Source organism: Pseudomonas sp. (assembly GCF_050739655.1).
GTDB lineage: Bacteria > Pseudomonadota > Gammaproteobacteria > Pseudomonadales > Pseudomonadaceae > Aquipseudomonas.
The window spans coordinates 1-10,929 of the sequence record NZ_JBOIBY010000050.1 but is presented as its reverse complement, the minus strand read 5'-3'; the positions used below and the strand labels follow the sequence as shown (position 1 = coordinate 10,929).

Genomic DNA, 10,929 nt, shown 5'->3' with positions numbered 1-10,929 from the left:
GGTACCGTGCATCTTCCAGTTACCAGCTACCATAGGGCGACGCATGCTGTACCTCGTCGGTCAAAGTGGGCGCAGATGTTACCCAACACAATCATGGCTGGCAAGCCGAATTCAGGCAGAAACTTCACTTACCAGTTTTGCCAGCTCTTCGGCGTAACCACGAACCAGTGTTTCATCCTCGCCTTCGACCATGACGCGCACCAAAGGCTCTGTTCCAGACTTGCGCAACAGTACACGCCCACGACCAGCCATGGCCTTGGTGACACGCTCACTAGCCTCTTTTACCGATGGGTGATCGAGAGGGCTCGCACCACCGCCAAAACGAACGTTGATCAACACCTGAGGGCACTTGCGCAGCGCTTGACGCGCCTGGGCCAAACCTTCGGAACGCGTCCTCAATGCCATCAACACTTGGAGCGCGGCGATAATCGCGTCACCGGTGGTGGTGTGATTAAAACAAACGATATGCCCTGAGTTCTCACCGCCAACCAGCCAATTGCGCTCCAGCAGATCAGCGATAACATAGCGGTCACCGACGTTGGCGCGGACAAATGGAATCGCCAGGTCCGCCAAGGCCAACTCGAGCCCCAGGTTACTCATCAGCGTGCCTACCACGCCACCCTGGAGCTTGTCGCGCTCCTGCAGGTCACGAGCGATGATGTACAACAACTCGTCACCATCGACGACCGTGCCGGTGTGATCGACCATCAGTACGCGGTCACCATCACCGTCGAACGCAATGCCCAGGTCTGCATGCTCAGCCAGCACAGCAGCCTGAAGTTGCCCCATATGGGTCGAGCCGCAATTGTCATTGATGTTCAGCCCGTTGGGTTGCGCGGACAGAACAACGACATCAGCACCCAACTCACGGAACACGCTAGGTGCCACTTTATAAGTCGCACCATGTGCGCAATCGATCACGATTTTGAGGCCCGCGAAACTGGTACCCGTAGGCACACTGCTTTTGCAGAACTCAATGTAACGTCCCGACGCGTCGTTGATTCGCGTCACCTTGCCGATCTTGCTCGATTCCACCACCGTCATGGGGGTGTCCAACAACTCCTCGATCATTAGCTCGACTTCATCCGGCAACTTGGTGCCCTTACCGGAGAAAAACTTGATGCCGTTGTCATCATGAGGATTGTGCGACGCACTGATCACAATGCCGGCTTCGGCGTGGAAGGTACGCGTCAGGTAAGCGATAGCCGGTGTAGGCATCGGCCCCAGGAGCATCACATCAGCACCTGCCGAAGTAAGCCCGGCCTCAAGCGCTGACTCAAACATGTAACCGGATATGCGAGTGTCCTTGCCGACCAAGACCTTGCAAGCGCCCATCTTGCGGAACGCCATGCCCGCAGCCCAGCCGAGCTTGAGCATGAAGTCAGGAGTAATCGGATATTCACCGACTCGACCACGAATGCCGTCAGTACCAAAGTATTTTCTAGTCATAAGCGCTCCATCATTCCTATTCGGCTGATTCCACTGCGGCGATCATCCTCACCACATCGACTGTTTCGGCTACATCATGGACACGCAATATACGCGCGCCCTTGTGCGAAGCGAGCGCGGCAAGGGCAAGACCGCCATACAAACGCTCACCCACCGGGCGACCCAACGCCTGACCTATCATGCTTTTTCGCGAAACACCGACCAACAGGGGCCGGCCCAGAGCATGTAAGGCACCCATATGTTTGAACAAGCTTAGATTGTGCTGCAAGGTTTTCGCGAAGCCAAAGCCCGGATCAAGAATGATCTTTTCGGCCGCAATCCCGACCGACGCACATTGAGCCATGCGCTCGGCAAGAAACTCGCCTACTTCTTTTGTAACGTCTTGATAGTGCGGATTGTCCTGCATATCGCCCGGCTCACCGAGCATATGCATCAAGCAGACCGGCAAGCCTGTAGCCGCCGCCGCATCCAATGCGCCATCGCGACGCAACGATCGCACGTCATTGATCAATCCGGCACCCAGGCGTGCACTCTCTCGCATAACAGCAGGAGTGGACGTGTCTACCGAGATAATTACATCCAGCTCGCGATTAATCCGCTCAACGATAGGTGCGACACGCTCCAGCTCTTCCTGCGGTGAAACCACCCTGGCACCAGGTCGCGTCGACTCGCCACCTACATCAATGAGCGTGGCACCGGCCACCACCATAGCCTCGGCATGGCGCAAGGCCGCATCGAGCTGGCTGAATTGGCCGCCATCCGAGAAAGAATCAGGAGTGACATTGAGAATGCCCATGACATGCGTCTGGGCCAAATCAAGAACCCGGTTGCCGCAAGGCAACCGGGTCGAGGACTGAACAGAAGTCATTTCAAACCTTAAACGTCAGCAGCTGGACCGCCGATAGGTGTTTCCGGACGCTCATCCTGTGCTACTGGAGGCGTACCTGAAGTACCGGTGCCGCCGGACCAGTCGCGAGGTTCGCGAGGTGTGCGACCCGCCATGATGTCGTCGATCTGCTCGGCATCAATCGTCTCGTACTTCATGAGCGCATCCGCCATGGCGTCGAGCTTGTCACGGTTATCCGTAAGAATCTGCTTCGCCGTGCCGTAGCACTGATCAATGATGCTACGCACTTCAGAATCGATCAGCTTGGCCGTTTCACCGGAGAAGCTGGCATTCTGACCGCCACCGCCGCGACCAAGGAACACTTCACCTTCCTCTTCAGCGTACATCAATGGACCGAGCTTCTCGGAAAGGCCCCACTTGGTCACCATGTTCCGCGCAATCTGGCTGGCACGCATGATGTCGTTGGATGCACCTGTGGTGACGCCATCGAAACCAAGCGTCATTTCCTCAGCGATACGACCACCATACAGCGAGCAGATCTGACTGATCAGCGCACGCTTGGACAGGCTGTAGCGATCTTCTTCCGGCAGGAACATGGTTACACCCAGCGCCCGACCGCGCGGAATAATGGAGACCTTGTACACCGGATCATGCTCAGGCACGACGCGACCAACAATGGCGTGGCCCGCTTCGTGATAAGCCGTGTTCTGCTTTTCTTTCTCGGACATGACCATGGATTTGCGCTCGGCACCCATCATGATCTTGTCTTTGGCCAGCTCGAATTCCTTCATCTCGACGATACGCTTGCCGGCACGGGCAGCAAACAGCGACGCTTCGTTGACCAGGTTGGCCAGGTCGGCACCGGAGAAACCAGGTGTACCACGAGCAATCACCGCAGGAGCTACGTCGTCACCCATTGGCACTTTGCGCATGTGGACTTTGAGAATCTGTTCGCGACCACGGATATCCGGCAGACCTACCACAACCTGACGGTCGAAACGGCCCGGGCGCAACAGCGCAGGGTCCAGCACGTCGGGACGGTTGGTTGCAGCAATAACGATGATGCCGTCGTTCATTTCGAAGCCATCCATCTCAACCAACAACTGGTTGAGCGTCTGCTCGCGCTCATCGTGACCACCACCCATACCGGCACCACGGTGGCGACCGACGGCGTCGATTTCATCGATGAAAATGATGCATGGAGCGTGTTTTTTAGCCTGTTCGAACATATCGCGAACACGGCTGGCACCGACACCGACGAACATTTCGACGAAGTCGGAACCGGAAATGGTGAAGAAAGGCACCTTGGCTTCGCCAGCGATTGCCTTGGCCAACAAGGTTTTACCGGTACCCGGAGGGCCGACCATCAGCACGCCACGAGGAATGCGACCACCCAGGCGCTGGAACTTACCCGGATCACGCAGGAATTCAACCAGCTCGCCAACTTCTTCCTTGGCTTCGTCACAGCCGGCGACGTCAGCCAGGGTCGTTTTGACCTGATCTTCGGAAAGCAGGCGCGCCTTGCTCTTACCAAAGCTCATCGGCCCGCCTTTGCCTCCAGCACCGCCCTGCATCTGCCGCATGAAGAACATGAACACGGCGATGATCACCAGGATCGGGAAGCTCGCGACCAGGAGTTGAGTCCAGATGCTTTGCTGTTCTGGCTGCTTGCCCTCGACCACAACGTGATTATCCACCAGGTCGCCAATCAAACCGTTGTCCTGAATTGCCGGACGAATGGTCTTAAAGCTGTCGCCATCGTTGCGCTTGCCGGTAATCACATAACCATCAACGGCTACGCGCTCGACCTTGCCATCCTTGACCTGCTGGATGAAGTCGGAATAGTTGAGGGTCTGCGGCTCGTTAGGGCTGGAGAAGTTGTTCATCACAGTCACCAGGACTGCCGCAATGATCAACCACAGGATCAGATTCTTTGCCATATCGTTCAATTAACTACCCTCTGAAGCAAGCGCCGCTGCTGGCGCGCGCTTCGCATGATATTCACCGGCCTAACTTACTACATTACCTACAACTCTGGCAGGCGCCGTCTGTAACCCTTTGTGAAACACTTTCTACACAATATTCGCTTATGCATGCGAGGCAAAATACGAAAAACCTATCGCCCCGCCAAAAAAAACCGCTTTACTCGCTTCCGCCGCGGTAGCCCCAGGCCAGCATGTATTGCTCGCGGGAGCTGCCACGGGAAGAGTCCGGCTTGATCATCTGGATCTTGTCGAACTTCCTACGAGCGTCCTTCAGGTAAACATCGAAGCCTTCGCCCTGAAAGATCTTGATCACAAAATTTCCACCCGGCTTAAGAATCCGCTCAGCCAAATCAAGCGCCAGCTCGCAAAGGAACATGGCTTTTGGCATGTCCACCTCGGGCGTACCACTCATATTGGGGGCCATATCGGAAATCACAAGGTCCACCTGCGAATTACCCACGGCTTCAAGGATCCGAGCGAGCACTTCATCTTGCGTGAAATCACCCTGGATGAAAGTCACGTCCGGAATGCTGTCCATTTCCAGGATGTCCGAGGCAATCAGACGCCCCTGTCCGCCGATCAGCCGGCTAGTGACTTGCGACCAGCCACCGGGTGCCGCACCCAGGTCGACAACACTCATGCCCGGACGGATCAGCTTGTATTTCTCCTGGACCTCCAGAAGCTTGTAACTCGCACGCGAGCGGTAGCCATCCTTCTGCGCTTGCTTCACATAGGGATCATTGACATGTCTTTTCAGCCAACCAAGGCTTGTCTTGGAACGCGCCATTGGGCACCTCGATGATTAGGGTCGTGATTAGTTGGGCGGATCAACGAGCCCTCGGGTAAAATGGCCGCCATTTTACAGAATCCAGACGAAAGGGTCAGATTATGCCGCTCACTCAAGAGCAGAAGAAACAGTACAAATCCATTGGCCACCACCTGAAACCAGTTTTGATTGTGGCTGATAACGGTTTGACCGAAGGTGTTTTAGCGGAACTTGAACGCGCTCTAGCGGATCACGAGCTGATCAAAATCAAACTCAACATACTCGATCGCGAGTCGCGCCTGGCGTCCATTGCAGAACTGTGCAAGGCCGGCAAAGCGGATCTGGTTCAAGTCATCGGCAAGATGGCACTGATTTACCGCAAGAACTTCAGCGTCAACAAGCAGCTGTCGAACGTTCATCGCTTCAAGTGATGAAACGGGTCAAGGGTGTGCTTCGCGCACCCTGCCACTCAATCCTGGCACCGGCTGAAGCACCAACACCAGCCCTGAGAAGCCCAGAACAAGAAAGCTGAATACCTGCCAACGCACCGCCTCCGGCCAGCCGAAACGCACCGCGAAGTACATGGCACACGCATTCAACGCTACCAATAGCAGCTGCCCTCGAATATCGCGCCATAGGCAACCAAGGCCCTCGGCCTGAACCAGCACCAAGGCCTGAAAGACCACGCAGACCGCGGCGAAAGCCACCATCAGCGCATCCAGCATGCCTGCAATTTCGTCGATCAGCAGCGGCGCCAGGCCAATTCGCCTCAGCACCGGCAGCAGACCAATATGCAACAGCCACAAGCCGCCAACCCAGAGCATCTGGGTCAGCTGCCAAAGCATGGCGCCCGCACGAAGCGGGCGTCTGCCTTTAGACGTGGCGAACTTCGACAATCTCATACTCGATCACGCCACCAGGCGTTTTCACGACCACCACATCACCCTCTTCCTTGGCAATCAAGGCGCGGGCGATTGGCGAGCCAACGGAGATCTTGCCGAGCTTGATGTCCGCTTCGTCCTCACCAACGATCTGGTAAGTCACGCTTTCATCCGTTTCGACGTTGGCGATTTCCACAGTAGTTCCGAAGATCACCTTGCCGGAGTGAGGAATGGTTGTGACATCGATAACCACCGCATTCTGCATGCGGCCTTCAATGTCACGAATCCGAGCCTCAACCATACCTTGCTGCTCGCGAGCAGCGTGGTATTCGGCGTTTTCCTTCAAGTCGCCCAACTCGCGGGCCGTACCGATGTCTTGGCTGAGCTTCGGACGAACGACCTTGGTCAGGTGAGCATGCTCTTCTTCCAGGGCGCGAGCGCCCTGAACAGTCATTGGGTACTTCGTTATGCTCATGCCTTCAATCCTGCGTGTAGATCCTGCAAGCGACGCACGGTCTTCTCGGGACCGAACTTCAGCGCTTCGCAGATCGCTTCGCCAGCAGCAATGGTGGTGGTGCAGTAAATCTTGTGCTGCAGGGCATTGCGACGAATGGAATAGGAGTCAGCGATCGACTGACGACCTTCGGTGGTGTTGATGATCAGGGTGACTTCGTCATTCTTGATCATGTCGACCACGTGAGGACGACCCTCGGTCACCTTGTTCACGCGGCGCACTTTCAGGCCTGCCGCTTCAATCAGCCTGGCAGTACCAGCAGTAGCGACCACTTCAAAGCCCAAGTTGATCAGATCACGGGCCACGCCCGCAACCAGCGGCTTGTCGTCATCACGCACACTGATGAACGCAGTACCGCCAGTCGGCAGCACTTCGCTGGCGCCCATTTGCGCCTTAGCGAACGCTTCACCGAACGTGTCGCCCACACCCATTACTTCACCGGTCGACTTCATCTCTGGACCGAGGATCGGGTCAACGCCAGGGAATTTGGCGAACGGGAACACCGCCTCTTTCACGCTGTAGAAGTTCGGGATGATTTCCTTGGTGAAACCCAGTTCTTTGAGGGTTTTACCGGCCATCACGCGTGCCGCGATCATCGCCAGGGAGACACCGATGCACTTGGACACGAACGGCACGGTACGGGAAGCGCGCGGGTTGACTTCGATGACGTAGATGTCTTCGCCTTGCAGTGCCAGCTGAACGTTCATCAGGCCGACCACACCCAATTCCAAGGCCATCTTCTTGACCTGTTCACGCATCTCGTCCTGGATGTGCGCCGGCAGCGAGTACGGCGGCAGCGAACAGGCGGAGTCACCAGAGTGAACACCGGCCTGCTCAATGTGCTGCATGATCGCGCCGATCACTACGTCCTTACCGTCGCAAACCGCGTCCACGTCCATTTCGATGGCGCAGTTGAGGAAGTGATCCAGCAGCACTGGACTGTCGTTGGACACTTGCACCGCTTCACGCAGGTAGCGCTTGAGCTCTTCTTCTTCGTAAACGATTTCCATCGCACGACCGCCCAGTACATAGGACGGACGCACCACCAACGGATAACCGATTTTCGAGGCAGCACGAATCGCTTCGTCTTCGCTACGCACGGTGGCGTTTGGCGGCTGACGCAGGTTCAGACGCTGAACCATCTGCTGAAAACGCTCACGGTCTTCGGCACGGTCGATTGCGTCAGGGCTGGTACCGATGATCGGCACGCCGGCAGCTTCCAGGGCGCGGGCCAATTTCAGTGGAGTCTGGCCGCCGTACTGGACGATCACGCCTTTCGGCTTCTCGACGCGCACGATTTCCAGCACGTCTTCCAGGGTCACGGGCTCGAAGTACAGGCGATCGGAGGTGTCGTAGTCGGTGGATACGGTTTCCGGGTTGCAGTTGACCATGATGGTCTCGTACCCGTCATCGCGTAGCGCCAATGCCGCGTGTACGCAGCAGTAGTCGAACTCGATACCCTGGCCGATACGGTTTGGGCCACCGCCCAGGATCATGATCTTGTCGCGACCCGACGGCGCGGCTTCGCACTCTTCTTCGTACGTCGAGTAGAGGTAAGCAGTATCGGTAGCGAACTCGGCAGCGCAGGTGTCGACGCGCTTGTAGACCGGGAAGATTTCCAGCTTGTGACGGTGAGCACGCAGGCTCTTCTCGGTCACACCCAGCAACTTGGCCAGACGCTGGTCGGAGAAGCCTTTACGCTTGAGGCGGAACATCAAGTCGCGGTCGATGGCGGACAGACCCAGGGTCTTGACCTTCTCTTCTTCCTTGATCAGATCTTCGATCTGCACCAGGAACCACGGGTCAATCATGTTCATGCCGAAGATGTCTTCGACGCTCAGGCCGGCACGGAAGGCGTCAGCCACGTACCAGATACGCTCGGCGCCCGGCACGGTCAGCTCGCGCTTGAGCACGCTCATGCTTTCCGGGTTGCTCAGGTCGACTTTCTCGTCCAGACCACAAACGCCTACTTCCAGACCGCGCAGGGCTTTCTGCAGGGATTCCTGGAAGGTACGGCCGATGGCCATGACTTCACCGACCGACTTCATTTGAGTGGTCAGGCGCGCGTCAGCCTTGGCGAACTTCTCGAAAGCAAAGCGTGGCAACTTGGTGACAACGTAGTCGATGGATGGCTCGAAGGACGCCGGGGTCTTGCCGCCGGTGATGTCGTTCGACAGCTCGTCCAGGGTGTAACCCACGGCCAGCTTGGCCGCGACTTTGGCAATCGGGAAACCGGTGGCTTTCGAAGCCAGTGCCGAAGAACGGGAAACACGCGGGTTCATCTCGATGACGACCATGCGGCCAGTGTTCGGGCAGATACCGAACTGGACGTTGGAACCGCCGGTTTCCACGCCGATCTCGCGCAGTACCGCCAGGGAGGCGTTACGCAGGATCTGGTATTCCTTGTCGGTCAGGGTCTGTGCTGGAGCAACGGTGATCGAGTCACCGGTGTGCACGCCCATCGGGTCAAAGTTTTCGATGGAGCAGACGATGATGCAGTTGTCCTTCTTATCGCGGACAACCTCCATCTCGTACTCTTTCCAGCCGATCAGCGATTCGTCGATCAGCAGCTCTTTGGTCGGCGACAGGTCCAGACCACGGGCGCAGATTTCTTCGAACTCTTCACGGTTGTAAGCGATACCGCCACCAGTGCCGCCCATGGTGAACGACGGACGGATGATGCACGGGAAGCCCAGCTTCTCGAGAACCGCATTAGCCTCTTCCATGCTGTGGGCGATGCCGGAACGCGGGCACGCCAGGCCGATGGACTTCATCGCTTTGTCGAAACGCGAACGGTCTTCAGCCTTGTCGATGGTGTCGGCGTTGGCGCCGATCATTTCTACGCCGAACTTCTCCAGAACGCCTTCGCGCTCCAGGTCCAGGGCGCAGTTCAGAGCCGTCTGGCCGCCCATGGTCGGCAGCAGTGCGTCCGGACGTTCCTTCTCGATGATCTTGGCAACGGTCTGCCACTTGATCGGCTCGATGTAGGTGGCGTCGGCCATGGCCGGGTCGGTCATGATGGTGGCCGGGTTGGAGTTCACCAGGATGACGCGGTAGCCCTCTTCGCGCAGGGCTTTACAGGCCTGGGCACCGGAGTAGTCGAATTCGCAGGCCTGGCCGATCACGATCGGGCCAGCGCCGAGAATCAGGATGCTTTTAATGTCTGTACGTTTTGGCATGGGTTTGTCACTCAAATCCGCAGGTCAGTCGGCAAGCCGTCTTGATCAATCTTTGAAGTCTTGAGAGGGCCGCCGGTGTCGGGGCCACCCTCAAGCTTTGCTACATCAGGGCGAGCGATCAGCGTCGCTTGGCCATCTCGTTGATGAAGCGATCGAACAATGGCGCTACGTCGTTCGGGCCAGGGCTGGCTTCAGGGTGACCCTGGAAGCTGAAGGCGCTCTTGTCGGTACGCTCGATCCCTTGCAGGGTGCCGTCGAACAGCGATTTGTGAATCGCGCGGACGTTGCCCGGCAGGGTCGCTTCGTCTACCGCAAAACCGTGGTTCTGGCTGGTGATCATCACGACGCCGGTATCCAGATCCTGGACCGGGTGGTTGGCGCCGTGGTGGCCGTGGCCCATTTTCAGGGTCTTGGCGCCGGAGGCCAGGGCCAGCAACTGGTGACCAAGGCAGATACCGAAGACCGGAATCTCGGTTTCCAACACGTCCTTGATGGCCTGGATCGCGTAGTCGCAAGGCTCCGGATCGCCGGGGCCGTTGGACAGGAACACACCGTCCGGCTTCATTGCCAGCACATCGGCGGCAGGCGTTTGCGCAGGCACAACGGTCACACGGCAACCGCGCTCGACCAGCATGCGCAGGATGTTCACCTTGACGCCGTAGTCGTAGGCCACAACGTGGTATGGCAGTTCGGAGGCTTCGAGGGTGGCGTGGCTGTCGGTTTTCAGATCCCAGACAGTCGAACGCCACTCGTAGGTGTCCTTGGTGCTGACAACCTTCGCCAGATCCATGCCTTTCAGGCCAGGGAAGCCCTGGGCAGCGGCGATGGCAGCTTCTTCGGAAATATTGTCACCGGCCATGATGCAGCCGTTCTGCGCGCCTTTTTCACGCAGGATGCGCGTCAGGCGGCGGGTGTCGATACCGGCAATAGCCACAACATTGTTGGCTTTCAGGTAGTCGGACAGAGACATCGTGTTACGCCAGTTGCTCGCAACCAGCGGCAGGTCACGAATGACCAGGCCAGCGGACCAGACACGGTTCGACTCGGCGTCTTCCGGCGTGGTGCCGGTGTTGCCGATGTGTGGGTAAGTCAGGGTAACGATCTGTTGGGCGTAGGAAGGATCGGTAAGGATTTCCTGATAGCCGGTCATTGCGGTGTTGAACACCACCTCACCAACGGTTTGACCGTCGGCTCCAATGGCTTCGCCGCGAAAAATGCTGCCATCAGCAAGGGCGAGTATGGCTGGCTTAGTCAAGAAGACCTCCCGTAAATAAAGCCTGAAAGGGCGATCGCAGGTTGTAAAAAAGC

The 10,929-nt window shown here is 57.5% G+C and carries 9 protein-coding genes; 1 reads left to right on the top strand and 8 read right to left on the bottom strand.

Annotated elements, in window-relative coordinates; translation table 11 throughout:
• Positions 1–111: 111 nt before the first annotated feature.
• The 4 genes from glmM to rlmE form a co-directional block, all read right to left on the bottom strand.
• The gene (gene glmM, locus ACRESJ_RS03015) at positions 112–1,449 is read right to left on the bottom strand and encodes a phosphoglucosamine mutase (protein WP_431756570.1); all 1,338 of its coding nucleotides are present in this window, start codon (positions 1,447–1,449) and stop codon (positions 112–114) included.
• Positions 1,450–1,465: 16 nt separating this feature from the next.
• Positions 1,466–2,317 carry a dihydropteroate synthase gene (gene folP, locus ACRESJ_RS03010; protein WP_431756569.1) on the bottom strand — a complete coding sequence of 284 codons (852 nt, stop codon included), beginning with the start codon at positions 2,315–2,317 and terminating at the stop codon, positions 1,466–1,468.
• 8 nt (positions 2,318–2,325) lie between these two features.
• On the bottom strand, positions 2,326–4,236 hold the full coding sequence (gene ftsH, locus ACRESJ_RS03005; protein WP_431756572.1) for an ATP-dependent zinc metalloprotease FtsH: 1,911 nt from the start codon (positions 4,234–4,236) through the stop codon (positions 2,326–2,328).
• Positions 4,237–4,438: 202 nt separating this feature from the next.
• Positions 4,439–5,068, bottom strand: a complete 630-nt coding sequence (gene rlmE / locus ACRESJ_RS03000) for a 23S rRNA (uridine(2552)-2'-O)-methyltransferase RlmE (RefSeq protein ID WP_431756568.1) — start codon at positions 5,066–5,068, stop codon at positions 4,439–4,441.
• A gap of 101 nt (positions 5,069–5,169) precedes the next feature.
• Here rlmE and ACRESJ_RS02995 point away from each other — a divergent pair, with 101 nt between their 5' ends.
• Complete coding sequence (locus ACRESJ_RS02995; protein WP_017336468.1) at positions 5,170–5,478, top strand: YhbY family RNA-binding protein; 309 nt, start codon at positions 5,170–5,172, stop codon at positions 5,476–5,478.
• Positions 5,479–5,487: 9 nt separating this feature from the next.
• On the opposite strand, the gene ACRESJ_RS02990 is transcribed toward ACRESJ_RS02995, so the two are convergent.
• The 4 genes from ACRESJ_RS02990 to carA form a co-directional block, all read right to left on the bottom strand.
• The gene (locus tag ACRESJ_RS02990) at positions 5,488–5,892 is read right to left on the bottom strand and encodes an MFS transporter (RefSeq protein ID WP_431756567.1); all 405 of its coding nucleotides are present in this window, start codon (positions 5,890–5,892) and stop codon (positions 5,488–5,490) included.
• A 28-nt stretch (positions 5,893–5,920) separates the two neighbouring features.
• Complete coding sequence (gene greA / locus ACRESJ_RS02985) at positions 5,921–6,397, bottom strand: transcription elongation factor GreA (RefSeq protein ID WP_431756571.1); 477 nt, start codon at positions 6,395–6,397, stop codon at positions 5,921–5,923.
• Between the two features lie 2 nt (positions 6,398–6,399).
• Positions 6,400–9,621: a carbamoyl-phosphate synthase large subunit gene (gene carB / locus ACRESJ_RS02980; RefSeq protein ID WP_431756566.1), complete on the bottom strand. Its 3,222-nt coding sequence runs from the start codon at positions 9,619–9,621 to the stop codon at positions 6,400–6,402.
• A gap of 118 nt (positions 9,622–9,739) precedes the next feature.
• Positions 9,740–10,876: a glutamine-hydrolyzing carbamoyl-phosphate synthase small subunit gene (carA, locus tag ACRESJ_RS02975; protein ID WP_431756565.1), complete on the bottom strand. Its 1,137-nt coding sequence runs from the start codon at positions 10,874–10,876 to the stop codon at positions 9,740–9,742.
• Between the last annotated feature and the right edge of the window lie 53 nt (positions 10,877–10,929).